Consider the following 17031-nt stretch of genomic DNA (forward strand, 5'->3'; position numbering starts at 1 on the left):
TGCTTATCAAGCCAATCGAAATTATGCGTTTCCCTTTCCCCGCCGGCACGCCCACAATCCGCTTAGTCGCCTGCATCCTGATTGTTTGAATCGCGGCGGCGGAGAAATTCAATGCTGTGCCCGTACTGCCACACCGACTACACCAACGATCGTCCTTGCTTCTGCCATCCGTCTACTGAGGCCCAAGCGCCCGAGCATGAGCAGGCGCGTTTTCCCGAGACCTTCCCCAGCATCGCCTGGAATTCGCATCGCGGTGTGCGGCTGGATTAGAAAAACAGGAGTCAGTAGCTATAGGTAGTTAGCCCGGAGTGTCTCTGGCGGTCGCTGAAGGTCTTGCCTCGCATTCGAATTACCAGGTCGCAACGAAGGTCGGGTGCTGCTCGCTAACTCCTAACTCTAACTGCTCACATCTACCAAGCCAGCAACAGCCGCAGATCCCTGAGGTTGTTCCCCGTCGGTCCGGTGACGATCGCGTCCCCCAAACGATCGAAAAAGGGAAACGCATCGCAGCCCGCCAGCGACTTCGCCGCATCCAGCCCCTGTGTTTTCGCGCGCTCCAGCGTGGTCCCGTCCGCGATCGCTCCCGCCGCGGCGCTGTTGCCGTCAATGCCGTCGGTGCCGGCGCTGAGCACGGTGATGCTTTCGCCCGCGATTTTTTGTGCGCAACAGAGCGCGAAATGCGAGTTCCGCCCGCCGACGCCGTGCTTCGCCTTCACCTTCACTGTCACTTCTCCGCCCGATACGAGGCACGCCCGCGCCACGCCCTGCCTCAGCTTGCGCAATTTGTTCAACAGATAATCAGACGCTTTGGCGTAGTCCCAGTCGTCGCAGGAGTTGTCCACATCGACGGCGAACCCGCGCGCGGCCGCCTGTGCCGCCGCGGCCTGCAGCAGCGACGCGTTCGACAGCACCGGCCACCAGCGCGAGTTGGCAAACGCCGGGTCACCCGCCTTCGGCGTTTCCTCCAGGATTTTTTTCGTAAACAACTCGCGCACCGATGGCGGAAACTCCTCCACCATGCGGTGGCGCTCGGCGATGCGGTAGCAATCCTCGACGGTAGTCGAATCCGGCATCGTCAGCCCCGACGACAGCGAGTCCAGCGCCTTGTCGGGCACATCCGACACCATGATGGACAGTTGCTGCGCGGGCGCCGCCGCCCTCGCCAGCCGTCCCCCTTTGATCCCCGACAGGTGCTTGCGGATGGCGTTGATCTCCGCAATCGGCGCCCCCGAATGCACCAGCACCTCGTAGGTTTTGACGATGTCCTGCAGTGCGATCGCGTCGTCGGCCGGATGCTCCACGCACGCCGACCCGCCGCCACTGATCAGGAAAAGGCAGAGTGCTTCCTCCGGCTGCCGCGCCACGTAGCGCAGGATCGCCCGGCCTGCGGCCAGCGATTCGCGATTGGGCAGAGGATGTCCGCCGCAAAAGTAACGGAACCCGCGCCGTTGCGTGCCGGGATGAGTGGAACCAGCGACAATCCCTTCCAGGCCGTCTCCCATCTGTTCCGCCAGCGCCTCGGCCATGTTGTGCGCGCCCTTGCCGATGGCGATGACCGACACACGGTCGTACGCCGGCAGCCCGTACAGGTCCTCGCAGACGCGCAGAACCCCGCGCTCGTAATTGACGTGTCGCGCGAACGCCTTCTGAATGGTGCTCTGAGCCAGTGCTTCCTGGAACACCTCGCGCGCCGCCAGCCGCAGCCCGCGCGCGCTGCGCTCCCGCTCGGACGTACTGCGAGCTGCCGCCCGCTCTGCCATAGACGTAGCTTCTAGTTTCAAGCCAAAGACCAGTATTGCTACCGCGACTGATCTCCGGCAAGTTGCACCCTCTCCCCGGTCAGAAATCACAAAATTGCAAATTCCAAATTGCCAATCAGAGAGCCTTTCCCGGCACGCTCTGCATGACAAACATGCCACCCGGGACGCCGGGCGATGTGATTCTTTTCGACGCCCTCCTTGATGCGGCGGCGGAGTTCGCGCATGACCTTGCATTGCCGACCGGGACGGGTCTTCACCAGCATCACGTAATCCACCTCGTTACCGCTGACGCGCTCGATGTCCGGCAGCTGCGGGTCGGAGACGAGAAACTCGGAATTGCTGCGCGCGCAGGCCGCCGGGAAGTGCCTTGACTTCCGCCCTGATGGATGGCTCGACCATGCGCGCTTTCAGCACGCGATTATACAGGGACAAAACGCCTCGTTCCTTTGCGCCACCTGCTCTTCATCTTATAATCGCCGCATCCCGATTCTGATGAGGCCATCGTGCGGCAAGCCGTCCTTTTCGTAACCCTTCTCCTGACTATATGCGGATCCGGTTTAACCCAGAGGGCCGGTGTTCCCCGCCGTGGGCCCGGCGGCGCAGCTGCCAGCGGCGATCCGCAGTTCGAGCAACGCCGCAACGACAGCAACCCGGACATTCAGCGCATGGAACGTGATCGGGACAAGCGATTGAACAAGGAACGCCAAGCGGCGATCCAGCGTGACACGGATAAGCTGCTGTCTCTCGCCACCGAGCTGAAGCAGTACGTGGACAAGACAAACGAGAATGTTCTATCGCTGGAAGTGATGAAGAAAGCCGAGGAAATCGAGAAGCTGGCCCACCAGGTCAAAGAGAAAATGAAGAGCGGCCGCTAACCGGAGTGCGGCAGATTTCGCAAGCGGGAGCGCCGCGAGAGTGATCGCATCAAGAACTAAGGTCCATCCCACCGGCCGGGCGGAAGGATTGGTGAAGAGGATTTCAATGCGTGTTGCCGTTCGGCTGGATGCCGTACTGACGGATTTTATAGAGCAGGGCTTTGTAACTGATCTTCAGCAGCGCCGCAGCCTTTTTGCGGTTCCAGTTGGTTTCCGTAAGCGCGCGGCTGATGGCTTCCGCTTCGGCTTCGTCCTTGACGCCGCGTACCAGTGATTTCAGGCCGTTGTCGGCCGCGCCGATTCCTCCCGCGCCGGCGCCAGGCGCAGCCGTCATCCCTCTCTCTCCCTGCGGCGCCAGTTCCGTGATTGCCATTTCCTCGTCGCCGAGCACAAGATAGCGCTTGACGAAGTTGCTCAACTCGCGCAGGTTGCCCGGCCAATGGTAACGCTCGCAAGCCTGGATGAGCGACGGAGTCAGGGGCAGAGGCGGGCGCGCGTAGTGTTCGGCCACCTGGCTCATGAAGTGTTTCAGCAGCAGCGGGATTTCTTCCTTGCGATCCCGCAGCGGCGGCAGGGTGATGGAGAAGCCGTTGAGGCGGTAGTAGAGGTCTTCACGCAGCTTGCGCGACGCGATGGCTTCCTGAATGTTGATGTTGGTGGCGGCCAGCACGCGGACGTCCACCTTCTGCACGGTGCGGCTGCCAAGGCGTGAGAATTGCTGGTCCTGCAGCACGTGCAGCAGCTTGGCCTGGAGCGACGGCGGCATTTCGCCGATCTCATCCAGCATGATCGTGCCTTTGTTGCAGAGCTCGAACTTGCCCGGCTTGGCATGCGTGGCGCCGGTGAAAGCGCCCGGCTCGTAGCCGAATAATTCGCTTTCCAGCAGGTCGGCAGGAACTGCGGCGCAATTCACCTTGAGAAACGTGCGGTGCGAGCGTGGCGAGTACTTGTGAATCATCTTGGCGATAACTTCTTTGCCGACGCCGCTGTCCCCCAGGATCAGCACGGGGATATCAACGTTCGCCACCAGCTTGGCCTGGGAGCGGATCTTGCGCATCGAAGCGCTGCCGCAGACGAAGAAGACATCGTCACCCAGGTCTTCGATTTCCCCCTGCGGCGCCGCCACGGTGGCGGTCCCGCCAATGCATTGCTGGATGACGGCTTCAAGATCGTTCTTCTGGAAGGGTTTGGTGAGGTAGTCCTGCGCCCCGAGGCGGATCGCCTGCACCACCTTCCGAGTGTCGCTGACGCAGGAGAGCATGATGACCTTCAGTTGCGGATAACGTTCCCGCATCTGCTCCAGCGTCTCCAGCCCATCCATCCCGCCGGGCATCAGGACGTCGAGCAACACGACGTCCGGCAGGCTTTGTTGCAGGTTGATCAATGCCTGTTCGCCGCTGACCGCGGTATCGACGTTGTAGGATTCCACCTCGAGCAGCGTCTGCAGATAGCGCAGCATGCTCGGTTCATCATCGACGACCAGTATCCTCGGAGAATTCCCCATCAGTTTCGCATTCTGCCTTTCCAAATTCGCTCTGCCGATTATGCACGTTTATCCGTGCTTTAGGGGAAGAACAAAAGAAAACTTGCTGCCGCAACTAGGTTCGCTTTCGACCCAGATCTTCCCGCCATGGGCCTGCACCAGGCGCCGGGCAATGCCCAGCCCCAGTCCCATGCCCCCGCCACTGATTTCACCGTTCGGGACCTGGAAGAAGTCGCCGAAAATTTCCTGGTGATATTCCGGCGGAATGCCCGGGCCGGTGTCAGCCACGCTCACACGCACAGCGTTAGGCGCCGCCACCGCTTGCTTGCGGCGTTCGCGGGCTTGCGGGCGCGTTTCGAGCGTGCGCCGTTCCCACAGTTGCGGCTCCGCGTTCAGCCAGACGGTCCCGCCTTGCGGCGTGTATTTTAAGGCGTTTTCCAGCAGGTTGGAAACCACCCGCTGGATGCGGTCATAGTCGAAGGGAAACGGTAGCAGGTGTTCGCTGGGGAGGTAGTAGAATGCGACTCCCTTGCTCTGGAACCGCGGCATCCAGAAGCTGCAGATTTCCGTGAGACAGAGGTGCAGATCGCGAGGCTCGTCCAGTTGCAAGTTCATGTTGCCGGTCTGGAGAGCGCTGAAGGTAAGAAAATCCGTAATCAGCCGATGCAAGCGCTGGCTGCTGGAATACATATCTTCCAGACAGCGGGTTTGACGCTCGGTCAGCGGTCCGAGTTTGCCGCTCATGAGCAATTCGATGTAGCCGGAAACCACCGCCAAGGGAGTGCGAAGGTCATGCGCGGCGGTGGCCAAAGCTTGTGCGCACCGTTGATACTGCGTTTCTAATTGCTGGTAAGAGCGCAGCAGTTCGTCCGGACAAGGATTGGGACTTGGATCGGCGCCGCGCTTTCCAGGAACGGGAAAGGCCGCCGACAAATCGCCGCTGCGTCTTGCGGGCATCGCGGCAGCGCCATTGTCGGAGTGCTCAGACATAACCCTGATGATATCAGGGGGAGAAAGGTTGAACGGGATGCTGCGTTGTTGTTGTAAGATGATAGGAGACCATGTTGGGGAAGTCAAGTTCACCGGTGCAGCGGTTTTACTCGAAAGTCGCAAAAGGTTGCTGCATTTACTGCTAAGGTGCGCTCGAAAAATGTTGCGAGAATCGCGATCCAGATATGCGTAAATACCTCAGTGGCTGCTAGTTACAGTCCTTTTCCTTGTCGGTCGTAAGCTGGTTGATGTTTGGCCCCTGATGTGCGCCAAGCCGCATGGGAAAACGTACGATGATCAAGCCTGGGTCCGAGCGACGAAAACACCAACGCCTCCCCTTATCGATACCGGTTTTCGTGCGCGGGGTCGATCAAGATGGCAAGGAATTCCTTGAGTTTGCTACCGCTTTGAACATCAGCGCCGGTGGCATCCTGTTGGCTACGCGCCGCAGTTTGCCGCGGTCTAGCAGCCTGGCGCTGGAGATTCCGGTTGCTCCCTTACCCCCAAGTTCCGAGTCTCCACAATCGGTGCGCAGCTTGAAAGCCAAGCTGGTACGCATCACCCATGGCGAACGATGTCATCTGGTGGGGCTGAAGTTTAATAAGCCGCTGCTGGACACAGGGAAAGAGAAAATTAATTCCGCGTAGGAAATAGTTTTCCCACATTTGCCAAACTCTCCCCGGCAAGGAAATCCAAGATTTGCCCAAAGAGTTATTCTAAGTTGTTTAAAACAAAGACACGATGTACGATTGGCGTGCGAACGTCCGTGCTAGGATGCCCCACAAGCTAGATGAAAGTTCGGTGATTTGAGTGCATTACTCTTCCGCAGGGTCGCATGAGTCTTGGAACAGGAACCAAGGAGCTATGTCCGTGGCCGCAACTGCACTGCCGCTTGATCGCTCCCCCTCGCCCGTTCCGCCGGACCCGGTGATGTTCGGCAGCACGCGCGCCATGCAGATAGTACGCGAGCGCGTGCAAAAGATCGCCAGCGCGAACCTTCCGGTGCTGATCCTGGGGGAAAGCGGCACGGGCAAGGATATTATTGCGCGCATGATTCATCAGCTCTCGGCTTGGTCGAACGGGCCTTGGGTGAAGGTGAATTGTCCCGCGATCCCGGGCACGCTGCTGGAGAGCGAACTGTTTGGCTACGAAAAAGGAGCTTTCACCGGCGCCTACGCCAACAAGCCCGGCCGTGTCGAACTGGCGAACCGGGGAACCTTGTTCCTCGACGAAATTTCCGAGTTGGATTACAGCCTTCAGTCCAAGTTATTGCAAGTTCTTCAGGATGGTCAGTTCTGCCGCATCGGTGCGCAGGAGGACAAGAAGGTTGAAGTCCGCATGGTGTGTGCGACCAACCGTAACCTGGAGCACGAGGTCGGAATCGGGCACTTCCGCCAGGACCTGTTCTACCGCATCAATGTCGTGAACATCCAAATGCCGCCGCTGCGCGATCGCGCTGCCGACATTCCGGTCCTGGTCCAGTATTTCATGGATATCTACAGCGAGAGATACAACGCGCGCGTGCGCCCGTTGTCGCCGCCGTTGCTTACCCAGTTGCAGCGTTATCACTGGCCGGGCAACATCCGCGAGCTGGAAAACCTGATGCGGCGCTACACCATCCTCGGGAACGATGAAGCCATCACCTCCGAACTCCTGCCGCGCAAGCAGGACCTGTTCGACGACGACATCCAGGTGGATGGCCCGATTTCCCTCAAGAAGGTGACGCGCCAGGCGGTATTGGAACTGGAACGCAAGATCATCCTGAAAGTGTTGCAGGCAAACCACTGGAACCGTAAGCGCGCTGCTCGCGCGCTGAGCATCAGCTATCGCGCGCTGTTGTACAAGATTCGGGACGTTGGACTGCCCGCGGGGCGTGGACGCGGGCGGGCCGAAGCGTATGCGCAAACGCCTCCGCCGGCCGCTTAAAAGGTTGTCTCGCTGTTTACGCAGGCTGCCCGCCGGGGCAGCCTTTTTTCGCTCGCCCACGCTGGTGACGCGCGCCTTGCCGAGTCTCCTGTTTCAGAGATAGCATTCCTCTCAAGCGACGCTCCGGGAGGTCCCCGTATGAAAACGAACCGATGCTTGGCGATTGCGCTGTTCTTTTCCCTGCTTGCGCCGCGGTTGGGAGCGCAATCGAGGATCGTTATTGCGGCGGGCACGCCCGAGGACAAGGCTCTGCAGGCGATCACCAACCAGGCCGACCTGCAGCAGCGCAACGCGATGCTGGAAGAGTTTGTGCAGAAGTTCTCCTCCAATCCGGCGGCGGTCGCGTACGGCAACTGGCAACTGGCACAACACGCCGTCACCGCCGGTGATCCCCAAAAAGCGTTGGCCTACGGTGACAGGGCGCTGGCCGCCATGCCCGGCGTGGTCGAGATCCTGGTCATGCAGGTGGATCTCGCACAGCAGCTCAAGGATTCGGCGAAGGTGGTGGACTACGCAGTGCGCGGCGCCACGGTGATCAACGCGGTGGGCAAGCCGCCCAAGCCTGACGGAGTGACGCCCGAGGAGTACGCCAGCCAATTGGCGGCGCAAGAAGAGGCGCTGCAGCCGAATTATCAGTTCATCGAAGTCGCTGGGTACAACGCGATCACCACCGAGCAGGATCCGCGCATGCGCATGCCCGAAATCGAAAAGTACCTGGAAGCGTTTCCGTCGTCGAAGTTCAGCGAGTCGCTGGCGACGTTAGCCATTATGACGCTGCAAGAGATGAAGGATTCCGCCGGCCTAGCGGCGTTCGGCGACAAGATGTTGGCGAAGCATCCCAACGACATTCGCCTGTTGACCGTGCTGGCCAGCGCTTACTTGAATGACCCCTCGGGAGGGCACGTTGCCACCGCCGGCACGTACGCGCGCAAGGTGATCGAGTTGCAAAAAAAGCATGCCCCGGAGACGGCGGACCGCAAGTTGGCGGGCGTGGCCCACTCGGTGCTGGGGCGCGTCCTGCTGCAAGAAAACAAAATTTCCGCCGGCGCTGCTGAACTCAAGACCGCAACCACCTTGCTGCAGAACTCGCCCGAGGATCTCGCCGGCGTCCTGTATTTCCTGGGATTCGCTTACGCGAAGATGGAGCGCGCGGCGGACGCGATCAACACCCTGACGCAGGCCGCCAATATCCAAGGCCCGTATCAACAGCCGGCGCAGGAGTTGCTGGCCAAGATCAAGGCGGCCCGGTCGAGGAAGTAGTGAGAGTCCGGTCGACCTTGTGCTTCTGGTGGCGTGTATTTGCCTCGTTCTTGAAGTCTTTCTTGTTCTGGAAACAGAACAAAACGGCCCGTTGCTGCGCCGAGACCAAGCATTTCGGCGGCGACGCAAACGGCTTCGGGTCAGTCAATTGCAAGAATGGGAATCTGTTTTCGTAACAACTCTTCGTCTCGACGCCTGGTACCTTCGGGGGCGTACTTTTCTCAGCGTCTTCCTTTGGCGTCGTAATAAGGGGGCGCGATGACTCAGAAAGAAATCTCACCTAAGTTCAGAAAGGTGCCCAAAGCGACCCCTTAGATACCCGCATATGATTGGATGACGCTCGGTCTCTGTGACAGGATTTTGGGATTGCCATGGGAGTGCGTGGGCGGAGCACTCTAAGGATTTATTTCCCGCTCCTGACAGTTACCCGAAGTTCGCTTGCACGAGGAATCCTTAGCCATGATGAAAGAGCGGATGTCGGCATCTGTGATTCTCTTGAGCACATTCATAGGGCTAGCGGCGGTCTTGGTTGTCTATCTAGTCTTTGTGGCACGTGAATTCGTGAAAGCGGGGCGCTCTGGGCTGGCGTTGGGCATCGGCGTATTTCCTCATGTTGCTACACGCCCCGCGTTTTGGGTTCTAGGAGCCATCGCGTTCGCCCTCGTGTTCTACATGATTGCACAGCAGTAACCCGGTTGCCGGTTGGGCGGTAGCGCACGCTTTCTGCTGTGAGACAAGTGTGGGTGCCCACCCGTCGTGCTCCCCGCTGCAACAAAAGCGAGGAGGCGTCAGAGTTGAAATCGAGGCGGTATTCGCGCAAACTCGCCGTCTTACTTCGCCGCCAGGTAAACTCCGCCCTGATTCGACCTGGTCAACTCCAACAGCTCGCGCCTGTACTTATGCGCGGCCTCGTGGTTCGCCGCGGCTTCGGCCGCGCGCGTGGCGCCCTGCACGGCGTGGAAGCGGTGCGGCGCCGTTTTCAGCGAGGCCTCATACTCCTGGAACGCATCCCGGGGGCGATGGATTCCCATCAGCAGATCGGCCAACAGCTCATGCGCCGGCAGCACCGCGCCGGGGGTCACGGGATTTTTTTCCGTCGAATCTTCCAGTTGAACCGCCGATTGCATCAAGGACACGGCCTCGTCGTTATTCTTCTCCACGTGTGCCAGCCAGGCCGCCGCCTCCCTCCGCTGGATCTCGACTTGCGTCGCCCAGTCGTAACCCTGATGTTTTTGCTGCAACGCGTCACGAATGATTTCAAGCTCCTTCAATTCGGCGCGCGCCAGGTCGAAGTTGCCGGTATGGGCGGCGCCCAGCGCGCGCGCCCAGTGCGTGATCGCCCAGGTTTCCGGACTGCCGGCATGGTTCGGCTGCAGGGCCACAGCCGCGGTCCACTGGCTGCGCTCGACCGCGTAGCGAGCGGGAATGGCCGCTAGCGCATAGAACGACGCTCCGGTGGGCTGCACTTTCTGCAGCGTATTCATTTCCTTCAGCACGCCTTCCGCCTCGCGTTCGCGGTCCTGTTGCAGATAGGCGTACATCAGGTAATCCATGGCATGGAGTTGCTGGTCCGAGGCGTATGGCATGGGTTTGGCTTCAGCCCAATGCCGCGCTGCGTTTTCCGCCGCCACGTTGGAATCAATCGAGTCCTGCCACAGCCCGAGACGGGTGAAGATATGCGAGGGCATGTGCAGTGCGTGCGGCACATCGGGTGCGATGCGGGCGTAGGCGCGCGCCGCCAGCAGCGCATCCTTGGCCAGCGCAGGGCTGTCGAAGCTGTGGATGAGGTAGTGCGCCGCCCCGGGATGGTCCGGCTCCTCGGCAAAAACCCTTTCCAGGATGGTGGCGGCTTCGTGCTGATCGCGGAAAGTCTTGTCGGTGGGCGACGCGGTGGCCAGCAACGCAAGACCGTAAAATGCAGATACCTCGTTGTCCTTCGGGAAGCGCTGGTGCAGCCCCTGCATTACCATGCGATAGTTCATGGCACGCGTGCGATAGTCGATTTTGTCGTAGTCCGAGTAAAAGGCGCGCAGCGCGGCAACGTACCCTTTCTCGTGCCCGGTGGGAAGCTCCAGCGAAGCGGCCTTCTCGATGGCTGCCGAGCCGTTGCGCAGCGCATCGGCGTCAGGCGGATACCATAGCGGCCGCCACCAGGTCATGGCCTCGCCCCAGTACGCCATGGCGCACTTTTCATCCTGGCTGGCGATGGCAGTGAATTCGGCCAGCGCCTGCTCGTAGGCAAACGAGTGCAGCAGCGCCACCGCGTGCGGAAACGCCCTCTGCGCGGCCGAAGAACAGCTCACCTCGAAATTCACCGTGCCGACCCTGCCCAGCGTCATGTTGTGCCCGGCATGCGAATCGTCCGCCATCGAGGTGGAACTCAACAGGGAAAGGCAAACCACCAGAAGGAGCCCGCGCCACTGGTCCATATGGTACCCCCGCCAGGTGCAAAGACTTTAGAGGTTCGATGTGCGCCGGTCAATTTCGGATACTAACGTTTTATGAGTTCGTCGGAGAGTAGGTGGGCTTTGAGGGAGAGATTGTAGGCGCGCTCGGTGTCGCCGTCTTTGCTGGCATCGCGCGATTGCTGTATGTAGCTGCGGATGTGCTGCACCATCGCCTGCTCATCGGCATTGAGCTCGCGCGTGATGCTCTTGAGGTTGTACTCGGTGGCTTCCAGCAGTTGTGCCGTGTTGAGCTTCTGGTGGATGGCCGCATCATGCGGCATGCTGGCGGAAAGCTGCGGTGTGGCCGGCTGCGCGCCGCCCTCGGGAACCACCGTTTTGGAGGGCGGTTCGGCAGGTTTCTCCGCTGCGGGCGGCGGAGGGGCCTTTTTCGCGGTGTGGCGTGGCTTGGGTATCGGTTTCGGCGCGGGTTCACCTGTGGCAGGCGGCGGCTGCGTCGATTCCGGCTGCGGGCGATTCGGTTCGGACGCAGCCGGGGCGGGTGGCTGCTCTTCAGGCTGGGGCTGCGTGATGGTAGGCGCTTGCGCCTGCGGCGGCGGCAGCGCGGGCTTCTTCTTCTTGCATCCGCCCAGCGCCAGCACGGACGCAATAAGAACCCCCAGGGCCGTGGCGCGCAACAACCGCATAGTACTCTTCTAAATCCCTTTCGATTCGAGCGCAAGCCGTTTACGAGGCCGCCGAGATTTTCTGTGCCTGGGCGGCCTCGCGCGAAGCCGCGCTGCGGATTGGTTCGGGGGCGGGGAAGCGCAGATAAAACACCGTCCCCTGTCCCGGCTGCGACTCGAATTGCAGCGACCCGTTGTGCAGTTGCATGACCCGGTACGCCATCGCCAGGCCGATGCCGCTGCCGGACTTTTTGGTCGTGAAGTAGAGATTGAAAATCTTGTCGCGGACCTCCGGTGAAATGCCGGGCCCCTGGTCGCGAATCTCGATTTCAACGGCGTTGACTTCGTGCCGGGCGGCGATAACCAGCGTGCCTCCGCCGGGCATGGCCTGAATGCCATTGAGGGCAATATTGAGCACCGCCTGCTTGACCAGGTCCGCGTCAGCCTTCACCACCAGCGGCGCCGGCGGAAGCTCGCTGTGCAGGGCGACCCCCAGCTTTGCCGCTTCCGGCGCTGCCAGTACGGACACGTCATCGATCACCCGGCGCAGGTCGGTATCGCCGAGCCGCAACTCAACCGGTTTTGTGAAGTCCACCAGCGTCTGCACCACCCGATCCAACCGCTGGATCTCGTTGCCGATCACGTCCATGTGACGCCGCGATTCGGGATCGATCTGCTGGATCTTTTCCCGCAGCACCTCCAGGTGCAACAGGATGGCGTTGATCGGGTTGCGAACTTCGTGGGCGACTCCGGAAGTGAGCCGGCCGATGGCGGCCATGCGGCGCGACAACTCGATCTCGTCCTCAATCTTGCGCACCGACTCGGCATCACGCATGGTGAGCAGCGCGCCGATGTTCTGGCCGTCTTGCTCGATGAAATCAAGCGACACCTGCACCGTGCGCCCGCCTTCCACCTCGATTTCGCGCTGGCTGATGGGCTGGCGCAGGTCAAACGCGTCGAGCACCATGTGGCCCAGGCGGGTGTCGCGCGCGAACACGTCGCTGACCTGGCGGCCCAGCATCTCACCGCGCGCACGGCCGACAAACTGTTCCGCCGAAGCGCTCACCAGCACCACGCGCGCGTTCTGGGCGAACAGCATCAGGCCGTCCTGCAGGTTGCCCATGAGCTGGTCGAGGTTTTCCTTCAACGCGGAGAACACCTCTTTGACGTCGCGCATCTGCTGGCCGAGGCGGTCGATCTTGGTGGTCACCAGGCCGTACTCGTCGTAGCGCGCGGGGCGCTTGGCGGGTGCGGCTTCGATGTCGCCGGCGGCCATTCGATCGAGCCGCTCGCCGATGGCTGCCAGCGGGCGCAGCGCAAAGTGGGAGAGCGCGGCCGCCAGCAGCAACGAGACCAGGATGGATATTGCGGTGAACTCCAGCGCGTGCGTGATCTGCGGCTGCAACTCGCTTTTCAGGAAAACGGTGGAAAGTCCGATACGGATCTGCCCGAACGGCTTGCCGGCGCGGCTCAGCGGCAGGCGGACTTCGTACACCCGCGGCTTGCCGAACACGATGTCCATCTGCTGGCGAAAGCCGCCTTTCACTACCTCGGCGAAATCGGGCCGCGGCGGCACCGGCTTGCCTTGCGCGTCGGCATCGGTGTGTAGCAGGGCACGCCCCGAGGTGTCGGTGATGGCTGCGTCATAGATAGTCGGCGAGTAACCCACAATGGATTGCAGCAGGGAATTCAGCCCGGGGTCGGTCTGCAGGCTGTCCTCGATGGCGGCCGCCACCGCCTGCGGGTCGTCGGCGTCCACGTTGGCGTTGACCAGATCCAGTTCCAGCGCTTCGCGCGCGCCGTGGTAAATCTGGTGGGCGATGAAGTCCCCGGTCTGGTACTCCTCCCTCACCCGCTGCCGCAGCATCTGCGACATGTAGATGTACGACAGCGTCGCCACCAGCGCCACCACCATGGCGCTGATGGCAATTACCAACTTTGCTTTGAGTCGAAGTCTCATGAACTCGTTAGTCGTTTGTCGTCAGTCGTTGGCCGGGTGCGACACATAATTGCGAACGACCAACGACCAACGACCAACGACTTTACTGCCCCATACCCGCCGCCGCGACGTTGCTGGTTCCGTATTCCTTGAGCTTGTTATGCAACGTTTTTAGGCTGATCCCCAGAATTTCCGCGGCCCGCGTCTTGTTGTTGTTGGTGGCTTCCAGCGTTTTGAGGATGAGCAGCTTTTCCGCCTCGCCCACCGTCGTGCCCACTCCCAGCCGCACCGCGTTGGGTTCCTGCACCGGGGGACGCGGTGTCACCTGCCCAAATCCCGGCGGCAGGTGTCTGGTTTCCATGACGCCGCCGTCGCACACGATCACCGCGCGCTCCAAGGTGTTGCGCAACTCGCGCACGTTGCCGGGCCACGCATTGGCGGAAAACAGCGACATCACCGAGTCGCTGACCAACTGCACCTTGCGCCCGTGTTTTTCGTTCATCTCCGCCAGCAGCGTCGTCACCAGATCCGGCAGATCCTGCTTGTGATCGCGCAGCGGCGGCATGGCAATGTTAAACACGTTGAGCCGATAGAAAAGGTCATTCCTCAGATATCCCTGCGCCACTGCCTCCTCCGGAACCTTGTTGGTTGCCGCTAGCACGCGCACGTCGACGGGGGTTTCGACCTTGCTGCCTAGACGCCGCAGCTTGCGGTCCTCGAGCACGCGCAGCAGCTTGGCCTGCGTGCCGATCGGCATCTCCCCAATTTCGTCCAGCAGCAGCGTGCCGCCCTCGGCAAGCTCAAAGCAGCCCACACGACGCTCCAGCGCGCCCGTGAATGCGCCCTTCTCATGGCCGAAAACCTCGCTCTCGATCAGTGTCTCAGGGATGGCGGCACAATTGATCGCGATGAACGGCTTGCCTTTGCGCGGGCTGAGTTCGTGGATGGTGCGCGCTACCAGTTCTTTTCCCGTCCCGCTTTCCCCGGTGATCAGAACCGAGGCCGTGCTCGGGGCGACCATTTCCACCAGGTGAAAGATCTCCTGCATCTGCCGCGACGAGCCCACCATCGGTCCCATGACGCCCTTGTCGCGCAGCGTGCGGCGCGTCACTTCCAGCTCGCGCTCGGTGTCATGCTGGCTGACGGCGTGTTTCAGGATGGTGCGCAGGCGCGTCGGTTCGCCGCCCTTCTGAATGTAGTCGTAGGCGCCGATCTTCATCGCTTCCACCGCGCTGTCCACGCTGCCGTGTGCGGTCATGACGATCACCTTGCATTCCTGCGGCAGCTCGGCGACCCGGCGCAGCAGTTCCATGCCGTCCATGCGCGGCATCATGAGATCGGTCACAACGATGGCGGGCGCAAACCACCCGATCTTCTCCAGAGCTTCGATGCCATCGCGCGCCGTCTCGCATTTGCAGCCCCAGAGCGTGACCAGCTCGGCCAAACCACTGCGTTCGTTTTCCTCGTCTTCGACGATGAGTACCTTTTCCTGGCTCATAAACGTTTGTCCGGCTCCATTATTCAGGCTCGGAACCCATTCGGCAACCGTGTGCGCCACGAATCCGCATCGGCGGAGTTCATGCGTACAGAATGACTAAGATTTAGAGATGTGGTTCGCTTATGCGCGGCCCGGTGCCGAGTACTTCTTGCATAGATGCGCAATTCCGCCTGACAGTAACTCGGCCGTTTTTTCTCTCCAGCCGGTATCTATATCATGCAGCTGAAAGGTCGAAATCGGCTACCCGACAGTGCCGCGCCTACGCCGCTGCGCGCCGACAATACAGGGGTGGTGGGTCAGTTTGGAACTGGCCCACACCTAAACAGGCTCTAATCTTTGCACTTCGAGCGTGTTGCGATTACAATTTTCAGTTTGTGGTCCATGTCTGGATGTCGGTTGTGGGCTCCGCTTTTCTGTTCGGCTAATCTGTCCTCGATAGTCTGGTGTAGTTGGTCCCTGAGAATCTCCCGGAGGATCAGGCATGTCACTTCGTGAAATGTTTCTTGGCCGCACTTGGCTGTACGTGGCGGCAATCCCCCTCCTACTTTTGTCCTTCACTTCATTCGCACAGGAGGCGACTCCTCCGACGGTCGACATCTTCGCCGGTTACTCCTGGATGAACCCCGGGGGCAACGTCGGCAACTTCAAGCTGCCGTCCATCAGCAAGGGATTCGGGGTCACCCCCACCTTCAATTTCAACCGCTGGGCCGGATTCAGCGTTGATATCGACGCGCATTATGGCGACAACGTGAACGTCGCCACTTTCATGTTCGGCCCGCGGCTCAAACTCCGCGAGGAGCACTTCGAGCCGTTCCTCCATACCTTGGTTGGACTGCATCGCCTCTCGGTGGACGGCGTGGGAACCGACAACCGCATCGGCGCGGTCCTGGGCGGCGGGTTCGATATCCCGCTGTCACGGCGGTTTTCTTTCCGTCTGGTCGAGGCGGACTACGTGTGGGGGCATCATACTTGGAAGCCGGTCATTCTCAACAGTAAGGATCTTCAGGGCGCGCGCGTCCGCTCCGGCATTATCCTGAATCTCGGCGGCGGGCAGCCTCCGCCGCCCCTGGCCGCGAGCTGCTCCCTGAGTCCGACCTCGGTCATGGCCGGCGAACCGGTGACCATGACGGCTACCGCCAGTAACATCATCAAGAACCACACCGTCACCTACGACTTCAAGACAACGGGCGGCAAGGCCACCCCGAAAGATAATACCGTCGCGTTGGACACCACCGGTCTGGCGCCCGGCTCATACACTGTCAGCGCAACGGTAACGGATCCGAAGGAAAAGAAGATGGCGCCGGCCACCTGCAACGCTGCCTTCAACGTGCAGGAGCCGCCCAAGCATCCGCCGACCGTTGTCTGCAGCGCCAACCCCGCCACCGTCCAAGCCGGCACTTTGTCCACCGTTACCGCTACCGGACAGAGTCCCGACAATCGCCCGCTAACTTACAACTTCACCGCCAGCGGCGGCCGCATTTCGCCCAGCGGCGCGCAGGCCACGATGGATACCGCCGGCGCTTCCGCCGGTCCGATCACCATAACCTGTACGGCGACTGACGATCGCGGGCTCAGCGGCAGTAACACTACGTCGGTCAACGTGGAGGTTCCTCCACCACCGCCGACGGCCAGCAAGCTCAACGAAATCCAGTTCAAGAATCCGAAGCTGCCGGCTCGCGTGGACAACGAAGCCAAGGCCATCCTGGACGACGTTGCTCTCCGCCTGCAGCGCGAACCCGATGCCAAAGCTGTCATTGTCGGCAATTACGAGGCTGGCGAGAAGAATGGCCAGAAGCTTGCCGAGCAGCGCGCGGTCAACACCAAGGCCTACCTCACGCAGGAAAGGGGAATCGATCCGAGCCGCTTTGAGTTGCGTACCGGCAGCGCTGGCAATCGCACCGCCGAGATCTACCTCGTTCCCGCCGGGGCGACCTTCAACGTTCAAGGCACGCAAGCGTTCGATGCCAGCAAAATGAAGGCGGGCAAGAACGCCTATCCCCAGGCGCCGGCCCCGAAAGCCGCGCCGGGTAAGAAGAAGGCAGCAAAGCCTGCGGCTCCGAAGCAGTAGTTTGAGAACGGTCGCAGTGAGGCCGGTCGGTAGTCTCCGACCGGCCTTTTCCTCTCTCGCGGCAACCCCGCCTGCCGGGAACGAATCGGATCTGCACTTCCATTTGGTCCCGCCAAATGGGGTCTTTCGTCTCACGACCTTCGTCACCAGACTTGGTACTAT

Annotated in this window: 15 protein-coding genes; 7 read left to right on the plus strand and 8 right to left on the minus strand. The window is 60.9% G+C overall.

Features of this window, described 5'->3' with window-relative positions; translation table 11 throughout:
* The first annotated feature begins 111 nt into the window (after positions 1 to 111).
* Complete coding sequence (locus LAN64_11825; GenBank protein MBZ5568528.1) at positions 112 to 270, plus strand: hypothetical protein; 159 nt, start codon at positions 112 to 114, stop codon at positions 268 to 270.
* 140 nt (positions 271 to 410) lie between these two features.
* On the opposite strand, the gene LAN64_11830 is transcribed toward LAN64_11825, so the two are convergent.
* Both LAN64_11830 and LAN64_11835 read right to left on the minus strand, forming a co-directional pair.
* Positions 411 to 1760, minus strand: coding sequence for a DUF4147 domain-containing protein (locus LAN64_11830; GenBank protein ID MBZ5568529.1), 1350 nt, complete (start codon positions 1758 to 1760; stop codon positions 411 to 413).
* A gap of 86 nt (positions 1761 to 1846) precedes the next feature.
* The gene (locus LAN64_11835) at positions 1847 to 2023 is read right to left on the minus strand and encodes a hypothetical protein (GenBank protein MBZ5568530.1); all 177 of its coding nucleotides are present in this window, start codon (positions 2021 to 2023) and stop codon (positions 1847 to 1849) included.
* Positions 2024 to 2263: 240 nt separating this feature from the next.
* Here LAN64_11835 and LAN64_11840 point away from each other — a divergent pair, with 240 nt between their 5' ends.
* A complete protein-coding gene (locus LAN64_11840) occupies positions 2264 to 2635 on the plus strand; it encodes a hypothetical protein (GenBank protein MBZ5568531.1) in 372 nt (123 codons plus the stop codon).
* 103 nt (positions 2636 to 2738) lie between these two features.
* Here LAN64_11840 and LAN64_11845 read toward each other — a convergent pair whose 3' ends face one another.
* On the minus strand, positions 2739 to 4139 hold the full coding sequence (locus LAN64_11845) for a sigma-54 dependent transcriptional regulator (protein ID MBZ5568532.1): 1401 nt from the start codon (positions 4137 to 4139) through the stop codon (positions 2739 to 2741).
* 48 nt (positions 4140 to 4187) lie between these two features.
* Entirely contained in the window at positions 4188 to 5075 is an 888-nt protein-coding gene (locus tag LAN64_11850) for a HAMP domain-containing histidine kinase (GenBank protein ID MBZ5568533.1), read from the minus strand.
* Positions 5076 to 5401: 326 nt separating this feature from the next.
* Here LAN64_11850 and LAN64_11855 point away from each other — a divergent pair, with 326 nt between their 5' ends.
* The 4 genes from LAN64_11855 (at position 5402) to LAN64_11870 (ending at position 8984) form a co-directional block, all read left to right on the plus strand.
* A complete protein-coding gene (locus LAN64_11855; protein MBZ5568534.1) occupies positions 5402 to 5755 on the plus strand; it encodes a PilZ domain-containing protein in 354 nt (117 codons plus the stop codon).
* Positions 5756 to 5978: 223 nt separating this feature from the next.
* On the plus strand, positions 5979 to 7034 hold the full coding sequence (locus LAN64_11860) for a sigma-54 dependent transcriptional regulator (protein ID MBZ5568535.1): 1056 nt from the start codon (positions 5979 to 5981) through the stop codon (positions 7032 to 7034).
* Positions 7035 to 7172: 138 nt separating this feature from the next.
* The gene (locus tag LAN64_11865) at positions 7173 to 8294 is read left to right on the plus strand and encodes a hypothetical protein (GenBank protein ID MBZ5568536.1); all 1122 of its coding nucleotides are present in this window, start codon (positions 7173 to 7175) and stop codon (positions 8292 to 8294) included.
* Between the two features lie 459 nt (positions 8295 to 8753).
* Positions 8754 to 8984, plus strand: coding sequence for a hypothetical protein (locus LAN64_11870; GenBank protein ID MBZ5568537.1), 231 nt, complete (start codon positions 8754 to 8756; stop codon positions 8982 to 8984).
* Positions 8985 to 9124: 140 nt separating this feature from the next.
* On the opposite strand, the gene LAN64_11875 is transcribed toward LAN64_11870, so the two are convergent.
* From LAN64_11875 to LAN64_11890, 4 genes are all read right to left on the minus strand, one after another.
* Positions 9125 to 10723 carry a hypothetical protein gene (locus tag LAN64_11875; protein ID MBZ5568538.1) on the minus strand — a complete coding sequence of 533 codons (1599 nt, stop codon included), beginning with the start codon at positions 10721 to 10723 and terminating at the stop codon, positions 9125 to 9127.
* Positions 10724 to 10785: 62 nt separating this feature from the next.
* Complete coding sequence (locus LAN64_11880) at positions 10786 to 11385, minus strand: hypothetical protein (protein MBZ5568539.1); 600 nt, start codon at positions 11383 to 11385, stop codon at positions 10786 to 10788.
* A 40-nt stretch (positions 11386 to 11425) separates the two neighbouring features.
* Complete coding sequence (locus tag LAN64_11885; protein ID MBZ5568540.1) at positions 11426 to 13324, minus strand: PAS domain-containing protein; 1899 nt, start codon at positions 13322 to 13324, stop codon at positions 11426 to 11428.
* A gap of 82 nt (positions 13325 to 13406) precedes the next feature.
* Entirely contained in the window at positions 13407 to 14801 is a 1395-nt protein-coding gene (locus LAN64_11890; protein MBZ5568541.1) for a sigma-54 dependent transcriptional regulator, read from the minus strand.
* A gap of 481 nt (positions 14802 to 15282) precedes the next feature.
* Between LAN64_11890 and LAN64_11895 the strand changes: the two genes are divergently transcribed.
* Complete coding sequence (locus LAN64_11895; GenBank protein MBZ5568542.1) at positions 15283 to 16869, plus strand: hypothetical protein; 1587 nt, start codon at positions 15283 to 15285, stop codon at positions 16867 to 16869.
* The last annotated feature ends 162 nt before the right edge of the window (positions 16870 to 17031 follow it).

The organism is Terriglobia bacterium (genome assembly GCA_020073185.1).
Taxonomy (GTDB): domain Bacteria; phylum Acidobacteriota; class Terriglobia; order Terriglobales; family Acidobacteriaceae; genus JAIQGF01.

Coding starts and splice junctions, on each gene's coding strand:
- LAN64_11825 (MBZ5568528.1), top strand. CDS start 112: ATGCTGTGCCCGTACTGCCACACCGACTACACCAACGATCGTCCTTGC.
- LAN64_11830 (MBZ5568529.1), bottom strand. CDS start 1,760: ATGGCAGAGCGGGCGGCAGCTCGCAGTACGTCCGAGCGGGAGCGCAGC.
- LAN64_11835 (MBZ5568530.1), bottom strand. CDS start 2,023: ATGCTGGTGAAGACCCGTCCCGGTCGGCAATGCAAGGTCATGCGCGAA.
- LAN64_11845 (MBZ5568532.1), bottom strand. CDS start 4,139: ATGGGGAATTCTCCGAGGATACTGGTCGTCGATGATGAACCGAGCATG.
- LAN64_11850 (MBZ5568533.1), bottom strand. CDS start 5,075: ATGCCCGCAAGACGCAGCGGCGATTTGTCGGCGGCCTTTCCCGTTCCT.
- LAN64_11855 (MBZ5568534.1), top strand. CDS start 5,402: ATGATCAAGCCTGGGTCCGAGCGACGAAAACACCAACGCCTCCCCTTA.
- LAN64_11865 (MBZ5568536.1), top strand. CDS start 7,173: ATGAAAACGAACCGATGCTTGGCGATTGCGCTGTTCTTTTCCCTGCTT.
- LAN64_11870 (MBZ5568537.1), top strand. CDS start 8,754: ATGATGAAAGAGCGGATGTCGGCATCTGTGATTCTCTTGAGCACATTC.
- LAN64_11875 (MBZ5568538.1), bottom strand. CDS start 10,723: ATGGACCAGTGGCGCGGGCTCCTTCTGGTGGTTTGCCTTTCCCTGTTG.
- LAN64_11880 (MBZ5568539.1), bottom strand. CDS start 11,385: ATGCGGTTGTTGCGCGCCACGGCCCTGGGGGTTCTTATTGCGTCCGTG.
- LAN64_11885 (MBZ5568540.1), bottom strand. CDS start 13,324: ATGAGACTTCGACTCAAAGCAAAGTTGGTAATTGCCATCAGCGCCATG.
- LAN64_11890 (MBZ5568541.1), bottom strand. CDS start 14,801: ATGAGCCAGGAAAAGGTACTCATCGTCGAAGACGAGGAAAACGAACGC.
- LAN64_11895 (MBZ5568542.1), top strand. CDS start 15,283: ATGTCACTTCGTGAAATGTTTCTTGGCCGCACTTGGCTGTACGTGGCG.